General features: G+C 62.4%; 16 protein-coding genes, 1 tRNA gene and 1 pseudogene. 5 read left to right on the top strand and 13 right to left on the bottom strand.

Features of this window, described 5'->3' with window-relative positions:
* The first annotated feature begins 291 nt into the window (after nucleotides 1-291).
* The 4 genes and pseudogenes from HU737_RS02885 (at nucleotide 292) to HU737_RS02875 (ending at nucleotide 4921) form a co-directional block, all read left to right on the top strand.
* Nucleotides 292-1644, top strand: a complete 1353-nt coding sequence (locus tag HU737_RS02885; protein ID WP_186555343.1) for an APC family permease — start codon at nucleotides 292-294, stop codon at nucleotides 1642-1644.
* A 61-nt stretch (nucleotides 1645-1705) separates the two neighbouring features.
* Nucleotides 1706-2974 (top strand): annotated as a pseudogene (locus HU737_RS26525) (methyl-accepting chemotaxis protein); the annotation flags it as partial.
* Nucleotides 2975-3076: 102 nt separating this feature from the next.
* Complete coding sequence (locus tag HU737_RS26520; RefSeq protein ID WP_372353331.1) at nucleotides 3077-3832, top strand: methyl-accepting chemotaxis protein; 756 nt, start codon at nucleotides 3077-3079, stop codon at nucleotides 3830-3832.
* Nucleotides 3833-3961: 129 nt separating this feature from the next.
* Complete coding sequence (locus tag HU737_RS02875) at nucleotides 3962-4921, top strand: cation diffusion facilitator family transporter (RefSeq protein WP_186555345.1); 960 nt, start codon at nucleotides 3962-3964, stop codon at nucleotides 4919-4921.
* 6 nt (nucleotides 4922-4927) lie between these two features.
* Here the strand turns inward: HU737_RS02875 and HU737_RS02870 are convergent, their stop codons facing one another.
* From HU737_RS02870 to HU737_RS02860, 3 genes are read right to left on the bottom strand one after another with little or no spacing between them, the layout of a single operon-like run.
* Nucleotides 4928-6277, bottom strand: a complete 1350-nt coding sequence (locus tag HU737_RS02870; RefSeq protein ID WP_186555346.1) for a TolC family protein — start codon at nucleotides 6275-6277, stop codon at nucleotides 4928-4930.
* On the bottom strand, nucleotides 6274-8445 hold the full coding sequence (locus HU737_RS02865) for a peptidase domain-containing ABC transporter (RefSeq protein WP_189661840.1): 2172 nt from the start codon (nucleotides 8443-8445) through the stop codon (nucleotides 6274-6276). Before HU737_RS02865 ends, HU737_RS02870 begins: the two co-directional genes overlap by 4 nt.
* Nucleotides 8403-9659, bottom strand: coding sequence for an HlyD family secretion protein (locus HU737_RS02860; RefSeq protein ID WP_186555348.1), 1257 nt, complete (start codon nucleotides 9657-9659; stop codon nucleotides 8403-8405). Before HU737_RS02860 ends, HU737_RS02865 begins: the two co-directional genes overlap by 43 nt.
* 290 nt (nucleotides 9660-9949) lie before the next feature.
* On the opposite strand from HU737_RS02860, the gene HU737_RS02855 reads away from it, so the two are divergent.
* The gene (locus HU737_RS02855; protein ID WP_186555349.1) at nucleotides 9950-10144 is read left to right on the top strand and encodes a hypothetical protein; all 195 of its coding nucleotides are present in this window, start codon (nucleotides 9950-9952) and stop codon (nucleotides 10142-10144) included.
* A 59-nt stretch (nucleotides 10145-10203) separates the two neighbouring features.
* Here HU737_RS02855 and HU737_RS02850 read toward each other — a convergent pair.
* The 10 genes from HU737_RS02850 to ybgC form a co-directional block, all read right to left on the bottom strand.
* Nucleotides 10204-10279 (bottom strand) — tRNA-Lys (locus HU737_RS02850).
* Nucleotides 10280-10341: 62 nt separating this feature from the next.
* Complete coding sequence (queC, locus tag HU737_RS02845) at nucleotides 10342-11016, bottom strand: 7-cyano-7-deazaguanine synthase QueC (RefSeq protein WP_186555350.1); 675 nt, start codon at nucleotides 11014-11016, stop codon at nucleotides 10342-10344.
* Between the two features lie 11 nt (nucleotides 11017-11027).
* Nucleotides 11028-11675 carry a 7-carboxy-7-deazaguanine synthase QueE gene (gene queE / locus HU737_RS02840; RefSeq protein WP_186555351.1) on the bottom strand — a complete coding sequence of 216 codons (648 nt, stop codon included), beginning with the start codon at nucleotides 11673-11675 and terminating at the stop codon, nucleotides 11028-11030.
* 159 nt (nucleotides 11676-11834) lie between these two features.
* Nucleotides 11835-12644: a tol-pal system protein YbgF gene (gene ybgF / locus HU737_RS02835; RefSeq protein WP_186555352.1), complete on the bottom strand. Its 810-nt coding sequence runs from the start codon at nucleotides 12642-12644 to the stop codon at nucleotides 11835-11837.
* Between the two features lie 5 nt (nucleotides 12645-12649).
* Complete coding sequence (gene pal / locus HU737_RS02830) at nucleotides 12650-13147, bottom strand: peptidoglycan-associated lipoprotein Pal (RefSeq protein ID WP_008090230.1); 498 nt, start codon at nucleotides 13145-13147, stop codon at nucleotides 12650-12652.
* Between the two features lie 54 nt (nucleotides 13148-13201).
* A complete protein-coding gene (gene tolB / locus HU737_RS02825; RefSeq protein ID WP_189661848.1) occupies nucleotides 13202-14473 on the bottom strand; it encodes a Tol-Pal system beta propeller repeat protein TolB in 1272 nt (423 codons plus the stop codon).
* Nucleotides 14474-14499: 26 nt separating this feature from the next.
* Nucleotides 14500-15576 carry a cell envelope integrity protein TolA gene (gene tolA / locus HU737_RS02820; protein WP_186555354.1) on the bottom strand — a complete coding sequence of 359 codons (1077 nt, stop codon included), beginning with the start codon at nucleotides 15574-15576 and terminating at the stop codon, nucleotides 14500-14502.
* Entirely contained in the window at nucleotides 15576-16028 is a 453-nt protein-coding gene (gene tolR / locus HU737_RS02815) for a protein TolR (protein WP_008090221.1), read from the bottom strand. Before tolR ends, tolA begins: the two co-directional genes overlap by 1 nt.
* Before the next feature lie 14 nt (nucleotides 16029-16042).
* Complete coding sequence (tolQ, locus tag HU737_RS02810; protein WP_010952367.1) at nucleotides 16043-16738, bottom strand: protein TolQ; 696 nt, start codon at nucleotides 16736-16738, stop codon at nucleotides 16043-16045.
* A 2-nt stretch (nucleotides 16739-16740) separates the two neighbouring features.
* Nucleotides 16741-17193, bottom strand: coding sequence for a tol-pal system-associated acyl-CoA thioesterase (gene ybgC, locus HU737_RS02805; protein ID WP_186555355.1), 453 nt, complete (start codon nucleotides 17191-17193; stop codon nucleotides 16741-16743).
* Nucleotides 17194-17301 lie beyond the last annotated feature (108 nt).

The raw sequence follows: 17301 nt of genomic DNA, 5'->3' as shown, positions 1-17301 counted from the left end.
TGAACGTTTTTATTTACACAAAAATCTAACACGCCTTAAAAAAAACGCTAGAAAAGGCCTAAAAGGTCAAATTTAATCGATATCAGCCTGATAAAAATGTCGAACGTCATGTTTAACTTGACACCCTCTGCCCCCCCGTTGATTATTTTTCCCGCCTCGCAATACCCGCCTCCGGTCACAGGAGGCGTCACGCCGCTCCAACATAAAAGGTGAACAATATGGAGCTCATCCGCTTGACCTTGCCGTGCCCGCACGCCGCGTCCGCTGTCCATGCCCAGGAGCCCCGCCAGCATGCAGCATGACCAGAGCACTTCGGCAAACAGCCAGTTTCGCAAGTCCCTGCGCCTTTGGCAGGTCGTGATCATTGGCCTGGCGTACCTCACGCCAATGACCGTATTCGACACCTTCGGCATCGTCTCCGGGATCACCGCCGGGCACGTGCCCAGCGCCTATATCCTGGCGCTGCTCGGCGTGCTGTTCACCGCCGTGAGTTACGGCACCCTGGTGCGGCGCTTCCCACAGTCTGGTTCGGCTTACACCTACACCCAGCGGGCGATCAATCCGCACGTGGGCTTTCTGGTGGGTTGGTCGTCTTTGCTCGACTATCTGCTGCTGCCGATGGTCAATGCCCTGCTGGCCAAGCTCTACCTCTCGGCGATGTTCCCCGAAGTCCCGCAATGGATCTGGGTGGCCGGCTTCGTCACCCTGATCAGCCTGATCAATATGCGCAGCATCAACCTGGTGGCGCACTTCAACGCCCTGTTCGTGGCGGTGCAGGTGGTGATCATCGCGGTGTTCATCTACCTGTGCGTGCGCGGCCTGGACCACGGCGAGGGCATGGGCACCGCCTGGAGCCTGGCGCCGTTCGCGGATGCGCAGACCCAGTTCAGTGCCCTGGCTGCCGGGGCGACGATCTTGTGCTTCTCGTTCCTGGGCTTCGATGCGGTGACCTGCCTGTCTGAAGAAACCCGCGACCCGGGCAAGACCATCCCACGGGCGATCTTCCTCACCGCGCTGATTGGTGGCGCGGTGTTCATCCTGGTGTCGTATTTCATCCAGGCGTACTTCCCGACCATGCAGCGCTTCCACGACCAGGAAGCAGCCCTGCCGGAGATTGCCCTGTACGTGGGCGGCAAGCTGTTCCAGTCGGTGTTCATCGCCTGCACGGTGATCAATACCATCGCCTCGGGCCTGGCCTCGCAGACCAGCGTGTCGCGCCTGCTGTATGTGATGGGTCGCGACAAGGTGATCCCCAGCGGGGTGTTCGCCCGCCTGCATGCGCGCTACCAGACCCCGGTACTGAACATTGCGGTAGTCGGCTTGATCGCGCTGTCGGCGATCTTCTTCGACCTGGTGACCGCCACCTCGGTGATCAACTTTGGCGCGCTGGTGGCGTTCAGCTTCGTCAACCTGTCGGTGATCAACCATTGCTACCTGCGCGAGAAGCGCAACAAGGGCCTGGCCAACCACCTCAAGTACCTGGTCCTGCCGACCATAGGTTTTTGCATCATCGTCTCGCTGTGGCTGGACCTCAACCAACACTCGCTACTGTTCGGTGGCGCCTGGGCGCTGGCCGGGCTGATCTACCTCGGTTGGCTGACCAAAGCCTTCCGGGTAGCACCGCCAAACTGCATCGCTGAATGACCACCCTGCCGACGCCCGCCTGATCGCGGGCGTTGCCCTTTTCTCGACAAGGAATGCTGCCATGCTGCTGCGCCGCCTCTCCATCCAGTGGAAGATCACCCTGCTCGCCGGCCTGTGCCTGCTGGTGATCGTCGCCCTGCTGGTGGCCACTTCGCTGACCCAGGCCCGACGCAGCGCGGCGCAGGTCTTCACGGCCAACACCGAATTGCTCGATCACAGCGCGCGCCTGCGCCTGCAAGCCCACGCTGAAACCCAAGCGCTGCGTATCCAGCGCTACTTCATGGATACTTATCAATACGGCAATGGCTTTGCCCGCCTGGTGCAGGTGCTCAAGCAGCGTGGCGACGCCGATCTGCGCGCCGAGCTGACCACTCAGGCCCGCGCTGCCTTGGCCGGCAACCCAGACCTGATCGGCCTGTACCTGGTGTTCGCGCCCAATGCGCTCGACCAGCGCGACGCCAGCTTCGTCAATCACGATGCCCAGGGCAGCAACGACAGCGGCCGCTTCTCGCTGTACTGGTCGCAGCCACGTCCCGGCACTCTGGAGTCAGAGGCCATGCCCGAATCGATGCTGGCCGACACCAGCGTCGGCGCCAATGGCTCGCCCTACAACCGCTGGCTGACCTGCCCGCAGGAAACCGCCAAGGCCTGCGTGCTCGATCCGTACTTCGATGAGGTCAATGGCCGCCAGGTACTGATGACCAGCATTGCCCTGCCCTTGCTGGAAAACGGCCAGGTAGTCGGCGTGGTTGGCCTGGATATCGGCTTGGACAACTTGCAGCAACTGAGCCTGGCGGGACGTCAGGAATTGTTCGACGGCCAGGGCCAGGTCAGCATCGTCAGCCCGGTCGGGTTGCTCGCCGGACACAGCCGCGACAGTGCCCAGCTGAGCAAGACCCTGGAACAGACCTTTGGCCCGCAGGCGCACGAATTGCTCGCCAGCATGCGCGCAGGCCAACCGGTACAGCGCCTGGATGACGGCCAGATGCGCATCTCCCACCCGTTCGCTCCGATCCCCGGCGCTGCGCCCTGGCAGGTGCTGCTGGAGCTGCCGGAAGCGGTGTTGCAAGCACCGGCGATTGCCCTCAACCAACGCCTGGACGCACACAATCAAGCCGCCAATGTCACCAGCCTGGTGATTGGCCTGGTGGCTGCGGTGCTGGGTCTGTTGCTGGTCTGGCTGACCGCCCGTGGCGTGACCCGGCCGATACTGGCCGTGGCCGAGCGCCTGCGCGACATCGCCAGTGGCGAAGGTGACCTGACCCGCCGCCTGGACTATGCCCGCCAGGACGAGCTGGGCCAATTGACTGGTTGGTTCAACCGCTTCCTGGACAAGCTGCAACCGGTGATCGCCCAGGTCAAAGGCTCGCTGCACGAAGCACGCGGCACTGCCGATCAGTCCGCCGCCATCGCCAGCCAGACCAGCAACGGCATGCAGCAACAACAACGCGAGATCGAACAGGTGGCCACCGCCGCCAACGAGATGAGCGCCACCGCCCAGGACGTCGCCCACAACGCAGCGCAGGCCGCGCAAGCGGCGCGCGGCGCTGATCAAGCCAGCCGTGAAGGCTTGCAGCGGATCTCCGGCACCCGCCAAACCATCGTCCGCCTGGCCAGCGATATGGACGCCGCCATGGACGAAGCGCGGGCACTGGAGAGCCGCAGCGAGCAGATCGGCTCGGTGCTGGAGGTGATTCGCGCGATAGCCGAACAGACCAACCTGTTGGCCCTGAACGCCGCCATCGAAGCCGCCCGCGCCGGCGAAGCGGGTCGCGGCTTTGCCGTGGTGGCCGATGAAGTACGCAACCTGGCCCAGCGCACCCAAGTGTCGGTGGAAGAGATTCGCCAGGTGATCGAAGGCCTGCAACAGGGGACTCGCGATGTGGTCGGGGCCATGCACGAGGGCCAGCGCCAGGCTCAGGACAGTGCCAGCCAGATGGAACAGGCCTTGCCTGCACTGCAGCGAATCGGTGAGGCTGTGGCGGTGATCACCGACATGAACCTGCAGATTGCCTCGGCTGCCGAGGAGCAGAGCGCAGTGGCTGAAGAGGTCAACCGCAACGTGGCGGGGATTCGTGATGTCACCGAGTCGCTGTCGGGCCAAGCCGATGAGTCGGCGCGGATCAGCCAGGCGTTGAACCGGCTGGCCAATCAGCAGCAAGCATTGATGGAACAGTTCCGCGTCTAGTCAGTGGCGGCCCTATCGCGGGGCAAGCCCGCTCCCACGCTCCCCCTGCCAAAGGGCTGCCCTGCCTTGGCCCCGCGATCGAGCTGCCACTGACACCCACAGCACTAGCGCCTTGAAAGAGTTTTAGTTATGGAAACACCAAGCAAACCGGCATTCTTCGACCTCACCAGCGAGCAAGGCCTGCTGCGCACTTCGATTGCCGTCACCCTGTTCATCGCCACTATCGGCATCGCCTTCGGCCTGGCCTCGGGCTCGTTCTCTATCGTCTTCGATGGCGTCTACTCGCTGGTCGACGCCAGCATGAGCGGCTTGTCGCTGGTGGTGGTCAAGCTGATCACTGCCCACGTCACTAGCAAACAAATGTCGCGCAAGCTGCGCGAGCGCTTCACCATGGGCTTCTGGCACCTGGAACCGATGGTACTGGCGCTCAACGGCATCCTGCTCAGTGGCGTTGCGGTCTATGCACTGATTAACGCCGTGAGCAGCCTGCTCGAAGGCGGGCGCCATCTGGAGTTCGGCATTGCCTTGATCTACGCGGTGCTGACGGTGATCGCCTGTCTCACCATCGCCGTGGTCGAAGCACGGGCCAACCGCACACTCAACTCAGACTTCGTGCGCATGGACGTCAAGGGCTGGGTGATGTCGGCCAGCATCACTGCCGCGCTGTTGATCGCCTTCTGCGTCGGTTTCGCCATCCAGGGCACTGAGTGGCAATGGATTTCGCCGTACATCGACCCGGCCGTGCTGGCCCTGGTGTGCCTGGTGATCATCCCGTTGCCGCTATCGGTGGTGCGCCAGGCCATGGCCGAGATCTTCCTGGTGACGCCAAGCGATCTGAAGCAACACGTCGACAGCGTGGCCCAGGCGTTCGTCGCCAAGCACGGCTTGCAGTCGTACCGCGCCTATGTGGCCAAGGTCGGGCGCTCGCGGGAAATCGAGCTGTACTTCATCGTGCCCACGACAATGGCCGCCAGAACCATCAGCGAGTGGGATGCCCTGCGCAACGAGATCGGCGACGCGGTCGGCGGCGAAGGGCCGGATCGCTGGATCACGGTCGTGTTCACTGGCGATCCGGAGTGGGCCGAATAGCCTTGCTCATTGCTGGCCCAATTGCCCAAGGTCGGCCGCCAGTTGCAGGCGGGCGGTGTACCAGTCGACCACCGCGGCAACCCGCCGCTGCCGCGCCGAGGCCAGATCGTTCTGGGCGTTGAGCAGCTCGATGATACTGCCGACCCCGGCCTTGTAGCGCCCCAGCGCAACCCGATGCGACTGGCTGGCGCTGCCAACCAAGCGGCGACTGATGGCCAGTGCGCGGGTTCGTGCATCGAGGGTCTGCCGGCTTCTCCATACACTTAGGGCAATCGCGCGCTCAGCCTGCTGCAAGTCCTGCTCGCGAGCGCCCGCTTCGTACTCGGCGGCGCGCGCCCGGCGCCGGGCGAGAAAGCCATCGAAGATCGGCACCGTTACTTGCAAGCCGACACTCCAGGTCTCGATCTGCTGGCGCGAGGCGACCTGCTCGACGGGCGTGTCGTCATGTCGGTAGCTGCTGTACAGGGCGATCCGCGGGCGGCCCTCGGCCCTTTGCGCTTCTGCCCTGGCCAGGGTTGAAGACCATTCGGCGCGCGCCCTTTCAACCGACGGGTGAGTCAGGCGGGCCTGCTCCATCAAGGCATCGACACTGACCATGAACGCCTCCTCCTGCCCTTCAGGATCGTTGAGCACCTCCAGCCGCAGCGGCGCTGAGGGCGACAGGTTCAGGGCACTGGCCAGCGCGCCCTGGGCGGTCGCCAGATCACCCTCGGCCAATACCCGCTCCAGCTGCGCCTGCTCGAAGGTGGTCTGCGCCTGCAATCGGTCGGCCTGCTCGCCTGCGCCGGCCTGGTGCTTGGCAGTGGTGACCTTGAGGCTATCGGCAGCCAGCGATTCGATGCTGCGACGGGCCTCCAGCAGCGCGCCAGTGGCCTGCACTTGGTAGAACGCCTTGCTGGTGTTGAGCACCACCTCCTGGATTTTCTCTACGCGGCTGCTGCTGGCGGCGTTGAGCAACTGGCGGGCGCTTTCGACCTTGGCCTTGCGCAGGCCGAAGTCATACAGCACCCAGCTCAGGTCCAGGCCATAGCTGCTGGTGCGCGCATCGAGGGTCGAATTGGCCTCGGGAAAGCCATCGTAACGAGTCTTGCGGTTGGCCCGGCCGCTACGGGCTACGCCTTGCACCGTCGGCCAGTACGCCGAACGCTCGGCATCCATGCTGGCCTGGCTGCTCAGCTGCGTGCGCCAGGCAGCCTCCACCTCGGGGTCGGCGCACAAGGCCATGGCCACTGCCTGCGACAGCGCCAGCGCCTGCCCAGCGCGCAGCGGCTCGGGGCAGGCCTGCACCGCCGCCGCTGCCGCTCCCGGCATACTCAACGAGGCCAGCATGCCCAGTAGCGCCCAGCGCCGATTCATGGGCTGCTGTCGGGCATCGGCCCGACGTGAGCAATGCGCCCGTTGTGCAACGCCAGCACCCGTTGCGCCGAGCGAATGGTCTCGGGCCGGTGGGCGACGATCACCCGGGTGATGTTCAGCGACTGCAAAGCCTGGTTGACTGCCGCCTCGCGGTGAATATCGAGGTGGCTGGTGGCCTCGTCGAGAAACAGCAGCTTCGGCCGCCGATACAGTGCGCGAGCGAGCAGGATGCGCTGCTTCTGCCCGCCAGAAAGCACCGTGCCCATATCACCGACCAGGGTGTTGTAGGCCATTGGCATGCGGGCGATGTCATCGTGTACTGCCGCCAGGCGTGCGCACTGCTCGACCCAGGCCTGGTCGGTATCGCTGGCGAAGAAACTGATGTTGTCGCCAATGGAGCCGGCAAACAGCACATCGTCCTGCAGCACCGTGCTGCTGATCTGGCGCAGGCGCTCGAGGTTGTTGGCGTCGATCGGCTCGTCGTCGAGCAGCACCTGGCCTTCGACCGGTGGCAGGATGCCAAGCATAACGTTGAGCAAGGTGGTCTTGCCGCATCCCGACGGGCCGACAATGGCCACTGACTCACCAGGTTCGATCGTCAGCGAGACGTCGTCGAGCACCCAGGGTTCATAATCGGAGTAGCGAAACCTGAGCTTGCGCACTTGCAGGCGCGGCACGCGCGCGCAGGCCGCGCTATCGGCGGGCAGCGGCGTTGGCCTGCGCTCGGCGCTTTGCAATACGATATCGGCCAGCCGCTCGCCATGCAGACGCAGCATCAGCACATCGACCAGTTTGTCGATCAGGCCCGCCACGCGGCCATTGAACTGATCCTTGTAGGCGTTGAAGGCAATCAGCATACCGGCGCTGAATGCGCCGTCGATCACCAGCTTGGCGCCCAGCCAGATCACCAGCAGGGTCACACTGCCGAACAGCAAACCGTTGAACGCGCGGTACAGCAGCTGGAGTTTCTGCGGGCGCAATCCGGCGTTGATCTCGTCGACCAGCAGGCCGCCCCAGACCGTGGCACGCTGCTCTTGATGGGCAAACAGCTTGATCGTGCGCACCCCGCGCAAGGTCTCGAGAAAGTAGCTCTGCTGCTTGGCAGCGCGCACCAGCTCCTCTTCACTGGCGCGGCGCAGCGGGCCGAACCAGGCCCAGCGCGCCAGCGCGTAGAGCAGCATGGCGGTGACGGCGATCAGCGCCAATGGCGGGCTGTAGAGAAACATCAGCACCAGCGTGACCACGGTCATCACGCCGTCGAGCAGCGCCTCGATGAACGAGGTGGTGAGGGTGCGCTGGATGGCCTTGAGCGAGCCGAAGCGGGAGATGATATCGCCCAGGTGACGGCGCTCGAAAAACGCCACCGGCAAGCGCACCAGGTGGCTGAACACATTGATCTGCCATTGCGCGCCGAGCAAGGTGCCCAGGTACATCAGTGCCCAGGAGCGTGCTAGCGACAGCGCCTGCTGGGCCACCAGCAACAGGCCAAAGCCGATGGCCAGTACCGCCAGCAGGTCCAGGTCGGCACTGACCAGCACCTTGTCGATCACCGTCTGCAAGAAAAACGGCGCGAGGATCATGCACAGCTCCAGCGCCGCCCCAAGCAGCAGGATGTGCCCGAGCACGCCGCCAAAACCCTGCACCCGCCCGAGCAGACGGCGCAGCGGCAACGGGGTTTTCGCCTGGCCTGGCTGGAAATCGGTTTCCGGCCATAGTTCCAAGGCGATACCCGTGAACGCCTCGGACACTTCCTGGCGGGTCAATCGACACAGGCCGCGGGCTGGGTCGTGAATGGTCACGCCACGCGGGCCGACCTCCTTGAGCACCACGAAGTGATTGAAGTTCCAGTGCAGGATGCAGGGCAGCTTGAGTTGATCGAGCGCTTCGAGCTCCAGGCGCAGCGGCCGAGTGGCCATCCCCAGCTGGCCGGCCATGGCCATCAGCTGCTTGAGGGTGGCGCCCTTCATCGAGGGCGAGAGCTTTTGCCGCAGGGAATACAGGTCGTGGACCTGGCCATGGTAGGCGGCGATCATCGCCAGGCAGGCCTGGCCGCATTCCGCCGCCTCGACCTGCAAAATCACCGGCAGCTTGCGACCCACGCCGAAGGTCAGGGATTGGGCAATGCTCACAGTCGTTTTCCTATGCCGCGCAGGGGTTCGAGCAGCCATTCATAGAGCGGCAGGTTTTCCAGCATGATGTCTGCGTCCAGCTGCATCCCTGAGCGCAGACGCTCTTCTCGCCCGCGGGCAAACAGGCTTTGTCGCTCCAAGGTGACCCTGACCCGATACAGCGGCCCCTGCTCGCGCAGCTCATCGGACACGGCGCCGACGGTCATGATCTCCTCAGCTGGCAGAGCGCTGCGCGACACCGAGGCGACCGTGCCGCGGGCCAGGCCGAAATGCTGGTAGGGGTAGGCTTGATAACGCAGCATCACTGAATGGCCTGGGCGCACGAAGCCTGCCGAGCGGCTTGGCACATAGAGTTCGGCATACAGTTGGCTGTGCTGTGGCACCAGGCTGAACAATGGCCGACTGACATCGGCGCGGGCGCCATTGACCACGCCGATGGCCGTAACTTCGCCGGCGGCCGGTGCGGTAATGACGATCTGCCGCTTGACCTCACTCTCCAGCAGGCTGCTTTCGCTTTCCAGCAGACGCCGCTCGAGGTCCGCCAATTGCTTGGTCTGGTTGAACGGCAGCTCGGCCAGTTCAGCGCGCAACGCGGCACTGTCGTTGCGCAAGGCCAGCAAGGATCGGTTGAGCTCTTCTGCGCGCAGGCGTACTTCCAATACCGCGTCCTGCTTGGCCTGGAGCAAGTCACGGGACACAAAATCCTGGCGTTGCAGCTCGGCATAGCGCTCGGCGATGCCTTGCGCCAGGGTCAGGCGCTGGCCGGTCAGGGCGATTTGCGCGCTGACCTTGTCCTGCTCGCTCTGCAGCATCGCCAGGCGCCGCTGCTTGCCCTCGCGCTCCTGCTGATGGAGCACACGGGTCTCGGCGATTTCATCGGTCAGGCTGCGGGTGCGCCGCTGGATCAGCCGACTGATGGCGACCTGATTGGCACCGGCCTCGCCGTTGTGGGTGTCACTGATCAGCGCCAGCAACGCGGCGCCCGCTTCCACCTGCTGGCCCTCGACCACCGCCAGGTCCTGGACCACGCCAACCTGCGGCGCGAACACCTTGATCAGCCCGGCCTCCGGCACCAACACCCCAGTAACCGCTTCGCGCCGGGTGTAGCTGGCAAAGCTGATGAACAAGGCCAAGACGATGCAGAACAGCAGCGCACACACCCCTGCCATTCGCAACGAAGGCGGCGAGACCAGCATGACGCTGCCCAGATCCTTGTCCCTGCCTGCTTGCAGAGCTTCCTTTCGAAATAGCATTCCCTGACCACGATCCTGGCGAACCCAAAAGTCGGCCTCGCGACAAGACGCAACTACGAGGCCCTGCCAGCCTAAACAAGGGCGCGCCAGTCGACACTAGTACAGGTGGGCTATTGCCGGGGGCTCAAAGCAGGTGCAGGCCATCGCCGAGCGCGGTGTGGCGCTGTGACATTAGGTCACCCGGGCTATTGCTGCACAGGCACTCGCCAGACACATTATTTCAGCAAGTCCTGGTGCAACAGGACTTCCATCAGACGGAACAACATGATCGAGAACGAGGAAGCTCTCAGATGAATACTGCACAGACTGAAATGCGTACGTTGGATGTCGAGGAACTGGATCAGGTCAGCGGGGGCCTGTCGGCCTTCGGTTACTACGTCAATGCCGACGTGGTGAACTACGGTGATGGCGACAAGCTGCACGTGAGTTGGGGCAAGGACGGCGGCAGTTACAACTTCAAAGAATTCAATCTGAACTGCCAGTAAGGCGCGACAACGAAAAAGCCCGCATCCGTAACCGGAAGCGGGCTCTTTCTTACTGCATATGGTGGGTCGTGTAGGATTCGAACCTACGACCAATTGGTTAAAAGCCAACTGCTCTACCAACTGAGCTAACGACCCGTTGGATGGCGCGTATAATACTGATTTCTAACGAGAAATCAACACCCCATCACACGTTTTTTTTAAAAATATGGGGTCGGATCTTCGACGCCAGCAGCCTTGAAGCCATCAGCCCGCAAGCGGCAGCTGTCGCACTTGCGGCACGCGCGGCCCTGGTCATCAGCCTGGTAGCAAGACACCGTCAGGCTGTAGTCGACACCACGCTCGACGCCAGCCTGGATGATCTGCGCCTTGCTCATGTTCTGCAGCGGCGCCTGGATGCGGAAGCCCTGCCCTTCTACCCCAGCCTTGGTCGCCAGGTTGGCCATGCGCTCGAACGCTTCGACGAACTCAGGACGGCAATCGGGATAACCGGAATAGTCCACGGCATTGACGCCGATGAAGATGTCGCGCGCCTCGAGCACTTCCGCCCAGCCCAGCGCCAGGGACAGGAACACGGTGTTACGCGCTGGCACGTAGGTCACCGGGATGCCCTCACCTGGCGTCTCAGGCACATCGATGCTGCTGTCGGTCAGGGCCGAACCACCAATACCGTTGAGGTTCAGGCCGATCACCTTGTGCTCGACCACTCCCAGGTCACGGGCGACACGCGCCGCTGCATCGAGCTCGGCGCGGTGGCGTTGGCCATAGTCGAAGCTCATGGTGTAGCAGCTGTAGCCCTCGGCCTTGGCCATGGCCACGACCGTGGCAGAGTCCAGGCCACCGGACAGCAGGATTACCGCGCGTTTGTCAGTCATGTAGTTTCCTCTCAGCGTCCGGGTTCGTCGTTCCACAGCAACTTGTGCAGTTGCAGTTGGAAACGTACGGGCAGGTTATCGGCAACGATCCAGTCGGCCAGGTCGCTGGCGTTGACCTGATGGTGGCTAGGCGAGAACAACACCTCGCCGGCGCGTTCTGCCAGGTTGTACTGAATCAACTTGGACACTGCCCAGTCGTAGTCCTCACGCGAGCAGATGACGAACTTGACCTGATCGTTGTTGGTCAGCAGTTCCATGTTCTGGTAAAGGTTGCGGTGCGACTCTTCCGAGCCAGGGGTCTTGAGGTCGACCACCCGGCTGACTCGCGGATCTACCCGGGAGATGTCCAGGGCTCCGCTGGTTTCCAGCGAAACCTCATAGCCGGCGTCGCACAGACGTTCTAGCAGTGGCAGTGCGTTAGGTTGCGCCAGCGGCTCACCACCGGTGACGCAGATATAGCGCGGACGAAAGCCGGCCACCTGCTCGAGGATCGAGTCGAGGCTGCGGATAGTGCCGCCGGTGAAGGCATAGGCGCTGTCGCAGTACTGGCAGCGCAGGGGGCAACCGGTCAGGCGCACGAAAACCGTGGGCAGCCCAGCCGTTCGCGTTTCACCCTGCAACGAGTAAAAGACTTCGGTGATGCGTAATGTATCTTGCATGATCGCCACGGGCGTGACAGCTAAACAGGCTGTCCGCCTCCGTCAGGCACTGTCGCGGACTCGACAAAGCGTTATCCGCGGCAGCGTATTTTGATAAAAGGGCCAAGATTCTAACGAAAAAACCCGCGACAAGCGCGGGTTTCTTTCAAGCGGTATCACTTAGAGCTTTTGCAGGTCGCGTTGCGCCAGTTGCGCGGCAGAAGTGCCGGGGTACTGGGTGACTACCTGCTGCAGGATGCCCTTGACCTTGTCGGTGTGGCCCAGACGACGCTCGACGTCGGCCAGCTTGTACAACGAGTCAGGCACCTTGCTGTGCTTAGGGTACGACTGGCTGACCTTGGCGAAGGCTTGGCCGGCACCTTGCAGGTCGCCTTTGGCCAGGTTCACTTCACCCAACCAGTACTGCGCGTTGCCGGCGTACTGGCTGTTGGGGTACTTGCGCAGGAAGGCGTTGAACGCCTGGCTGGCCTTGTCGAAGTCTTTCTGTTTGATCAGGTCGAAAGCGGCATCGTAATAGAGCTTCTCTTTCGCCGGATCACCCGGCTCGCTGCTCGTGGCAGGCGGCTGGGCAGCAGCGCCGCCATCGGTGGCAGGCGCACCAGTAGCGGGAGCGCTACCAGCGGGGGAATTCTCGGGGGTCGCGGCAGGCGCGGCACCACTGTTGATGCGACGGTCCAGATCCTGGTAACGCTCCAGGTTTTCCTGCTTCATGCGCGACACATCGTTTTGCAGCTCTTCGATGATGCCTTGCTGGCGGGAAATCTGATCCTGCATCTGTTGCAGCTGCATGAACAGCTGGCCCTGTGCAGAAGCAGGGGTTGAAGCCCCTGCTCCGGCATAGGCGCCGCTCGTGCCATAACCCGCGGGCGGATAACTGCTCGCGTTGTCATCTACTACAGGAACCGCAGCCCACGCCGTGAGGGGCAGGCTGAGTACGAGGACGGTCAAAGCACGGCGGCACGTACGCATAGGACTTACTTACGCAGTTCTACGCGACGGTTTTGAGCCCAGGATTGCTCGTCGTTGCCGGTAGCAACTGGACGCTCTTCACCGTAGGAAACCAGCTCCAGCTGAGCAGGGGAAACGCCCTGCAGAACCAGGTAACGCTGGACGGCCTTGGCGCGACGCTCACCCAGAGCCATGTTGTACTCGCGGGTGCCGCGCTCGTCGGTGTTGCCTTCCAGAACAACGCGGTTGCCGTTGGACTTCAGGTCCTTGGCGTGAACGTCCAGAGCGCGCATGGCTTCTGGCTTCAGGTCCGAGCTGTCGTATTCGAAGTAGAAGGTGGTGATTGCGCGCAGGGCGGCTTCTTCGCTCAGGCTGCCATCAACAGCGCCAGTGTTGGCACCGTAACCAGCGTTAGGATCTACAGCGCCTTCACCGGCGTTGTCGCCACCTTTCGAAGAGCAACCTACAGCTACAGCCATGGCCAGAGCCAGCGCAGCGAATTTACCAAACTTCAGCATTTCCATCGTGAAACTCCTAATGAAACCCCAGTGTGTTAAGCAAAACGTATTACGCCGCAATCAGTTCAGGTAAGGGGACCAGGACGGTTCTCTGACTTCGCCTTGCGCGGTAGGAAGCGGGAGCCTCACGCGTCCGTTGAGAGAGACGAGCATCAAGACTCCCCGGCCCTGCTGGCGGGTGGCGTAGATTAGCATGGTGCCGTTTGGCGCAACAGTGGGAGACTCATCAAGACTTGTATCAGAGAGAATCTTTACACTTCCACGTTGCAGGTCCTGGGCCGCCACTTTGAAGTTGGTGAAACCTTGTTGGCGATGGATCATCACCAGGGTCTTTTCATCCGCCGACAGTTTCGGGTTGGCGTTGTAGTTACCCACGAAAGTTACACGCTCGGCGCCACCACCACTGACCGAGGTCTTGTAGATCTGCGGCTTGCCGCCACGGTCGGAGGTGAAGTACAGGGTGTTGCCGTCTTTACCCCAGAACGGCTCGGTGTTGATGCCTGGGCCTGCGGTCACGCGGCTGATCTGACGCGAACCCATGTTCATCACGTAGATGTCCGGGTTGCCGTCCTTGGACAGCACGAAGGCCAGGCGCGAACCATCCGGCGACCAGGCCGGAGCACCGTTGAGGCCTTCGAAGTTGGTCACCTGCTCGCGGCGGCCGGTATCGATGTGCTGGACGAAGATGCGCGGACGGCGCTGTTCGAACGAGACATAGGCGATACGCTTGCCATCCGGTGCAAAGCGCGGCGACAGGATCGGCTCGCGCGATTGCAGCAGGGTCACCGCACGCGCGCCATCGTAGTCCGAGCGCTGCAGGGTGTAGCGGGTGTTGTTGGTCGAGAAGCGCTCGGCAGTCACGTACAGCATGCGGGTGGAAAACGCACCCTTGATGCCAGTGAGCTTTTCGAACGACTGGTCGGCGATGTAGTGCGACATGTCACGCAGCTGGTCGACAGTACCGGCGACGCTGCCGGTCAGCACTTGCTGCTCGGTGGCGACGTTGAACAGGGCGTACTGCACCTGCAGGCGACCACCGGATGGCACGATGCTGCCGACCATCACGTATTGCGCGCCCAGGGCCTTCCAGTCACGGAAGATGACTTCGCTGGCCTGGGTCGGCTGGCTGATCATGTTCTGGCGTGGAATGGGCGAGTAGTAGCCAGAGTTGCGCAGGTCATTGCCGATGATATCGGCCATGTCTTCTGGCAACACGCTGCCACCCTGCAGACCGAACGGCACTACCGCGATGGGCGTGGCCCGGTCGCTACCGCTGGTGACCAGGATGTTCTTTTCCTCTGCTACGGCCATACCTGCCACGCAGCAGAGCATGACCAGCAGTCCTCGAAGGAGTTTAATCACAACGCTAGATCCTCAGGTGTAAATGTCATCTTGAATGAACGATACGGATTGAACTCGTTCGGCTTCAAGCCCTGCATTTCGGTCAATCGACCAATGTTCTTCACTGCTGCCACCGCCGAGCTGTCGAACGGACCGTCTCCACTGGAGCGGGATACGCCGACGCTGGTGATGGTACCGTCCGGCAGCATGTTGATCTGCAGAACTACCGTCATGCCCTTGCGTGCGGAAGGCGGACGCGCCCAACCTTCGGCTGCGCGCATGCGGATCAGGTCGTCGAAGTCGCCGGCCACCTGGTCACCCTGCTCGTCAGCCAGCGCCTGCTGCCGCTCGGTGGTGTCGGACAACAGCTCGGCCAGGGCCTGGGCTTTCTTGTCTTCTGCCGCCTTGCGGGCTGCTTCCTGTGCTTTCTTCTTCTGGGCGTCTGCAGCGGCCTTTTTCTTGGCCTCTTCAGCTGCCTTCTTCTTCGCATCCTCGGCCGCCGCTTTCTTCTTGGCGTCCTCGGCTGCTTTTTTCTTGGCGTCTTCGGCGGCTTTTTTCTTCGCCTCCTCAGCTGCCGCTTTCTTGGCTTCTTCCTCGGCCTTTTTCTTGGCCTCGTCTTCGGCTTTTTTCTTGGCGATGTCGGCCTGCTGCTTTTCAGCGGCCTTCTTGGCTTCTTCGGCTTTCTTGACCTCGGCGGCCTTCTTGGCTTCGGCGGTCTTGGCCGCTTCCTCGGCTTTTTTCGCTTCGGCGGCTTCGCGAGCCTCCTCGGCCTTTTGAGCCGCATCGGCTTTCTTTTGTTCCGCGGCCTTCACGGCCTCCTGCTCGACCTTCTTCTGCTCAAGCTGCTCGACTTCGGTCTGGCGCGAGGCGGTTTTCTTCGCCTCCCCGGCAATCTTCTGATTGGTCTGGGTAGTCGCCTGGCTCTTGGACTTGAGCTGATACAGGGTAGCCTGGACGATCGGCTTGGACGGTGGCAGCTCCGGAGTCATGGCGAAGCTGACGAACAGCAGCGCGAACACCAGCACGTGCAGGCCGATGGCCCAGACACTGGGCCAGAAGTAGCTTTCCGAGGCGGATGGCTCTCGCTGCTGCATCAGGGCGCCTCGGTAATCAGGCCAACGTTACCGACACCGGCCTTCTGCAACCCGCCCATGGCACCCATGACCGCGCCGTAGTCGACAGCCTTGTCGCCACGAATGAAGACCTGGGTCTGCTTGCCCTGGTCACGACCGGCGGCGATGATCTTGGTCACGGCGCTGGTCATGTCCGGCAAGGTCATGGCCTTGTCCATCTGCTTGTCGGTGTCGACCTCGCTGCCAAGGTTCCAGTAGTAGGTCTTGTCGGCTTTGATCGAGATAGTGAGGATCTGGACGTTGTTGTCCTGCGGCAGGGCTTCGCTGGAAACCTTGGGCAGGTCGACCTTCACCCCCTGGTTGAGCATGGGAGCCGTCACCATGAAGATGACCAGCAGCACCAGCATCACGTCGATGTAAGGCACCACGTTCATCTCGGCGACCGGCTTGCGTTTGTGGCGAACTCGGGCCATGGGTTTCTACCTGATTACTCTTCGCTGGTGTGCACTTTGCGGTGCAGGATCGCCTGGAACTCGTCGGCGAAGGTGTAGTAACGACCGATCAGCACTTCGCTGCGCGCGGCGAAACGGTTGTAGGCGATGACCGCCGGGATCGCGGCGAACAGGCCGATCGCGGTGGCGATCAGGGCCTCGGCGATGCCTGGCGCTACAGTGGCCAGGGTTGCCTGTTGCGCCGAAGCCAGGCCGCGGAAGGAGTTCATGATGCCCCAGACGGTACCGAACAGGCCGATGTACGGGCTGGTCGAACCGACGGTGGCGAGGAATGGCAGGCTTTGCTCAAGCTTTTCTTCCTCACGCGAGATCGCCACGCGCATGGCCCGGCCAACGCCTTCCATGACCGCATCCGGATCGACACCCGGCTGCTGGCGCAGGCGCGAGAACTCTTTGAAACCGGCCCGGAAGACCTGCTCGACACCCGAATCCGGGTCCGGGTTGCTGCCCGCCTGGCGGTACAGCTTGGACAGGTCGATGCCCGACCAGAAACGCTCCTCGAAGGCATCCAGCGCACGACGACCGGCGCGCAGCATGGTGCTGCGCTGGAAGATCATGATCCATGAGGTGACCGAGGCGGCCACCAGGGTCAGCATTACCAGCTGTACTACCACGCTGGCATTGCTGACCAGACTCCACATGGAGGTATGGTCGACGACGTTAGCTTCCACGCTTATTCTCCTGCAATCGATTGAGTACCCGTGCCGTCCGCCAGGAAAGCGTCGCGCAGCTCTGGGGGGATGGCCCGGGGTTTGAAAGTGTCGGCGCGCACGGCGGCCACCAGGAACTGCCCCTCACAGAGCAGCGTTGCATCTTTTTCTCGCCAGACCTGCTGCACGAAACGCAGGCTGGCGCGATTCAATTCAGTTACTTGCGCGGTGACTCGCAGTTCGTCGTCCAGACGGGCCGGCGCGTGATAGCGCGCCTCGCTGGAATGCACCACGAACAACAGGTTCTGCCCGGCCAGTTGATGCTGGGAAAAGCCCAGGTGTCGCAGCCGCTCGGTGCGCGCACGCTCCATGAATTTCAGGTAGTTGACGTAATACACCACGCCACCTGCGTCGGTATCTTCGTAATAGACGCGACAGCGGTGTGCGAACGATTCCAGCTGATTTTGCGCGCGCATACTCTAGTGCTTACTCCTCAGCTTGCCAATCCGCCCCGGCAACTGTTTTTTCATCGATAATGTCGTATTGCCAGCGCGCCATCGGCATGCCAGCGATGAGACCACAAA

This window comes from Pseudomonas urmiensis (assembly GCF_014268815.2).
Taxonomy (GTDB): Bacteria; Pseudomonadota; Gammaproteobacteria; order Pseudomonadales; family Pseudomonadaceae; genus Aquipseudomonas; species Aquipseudomonas urmiensis.
This window is presented reverse-complemented; position numbering and strand designations above follow the sequence as displayed.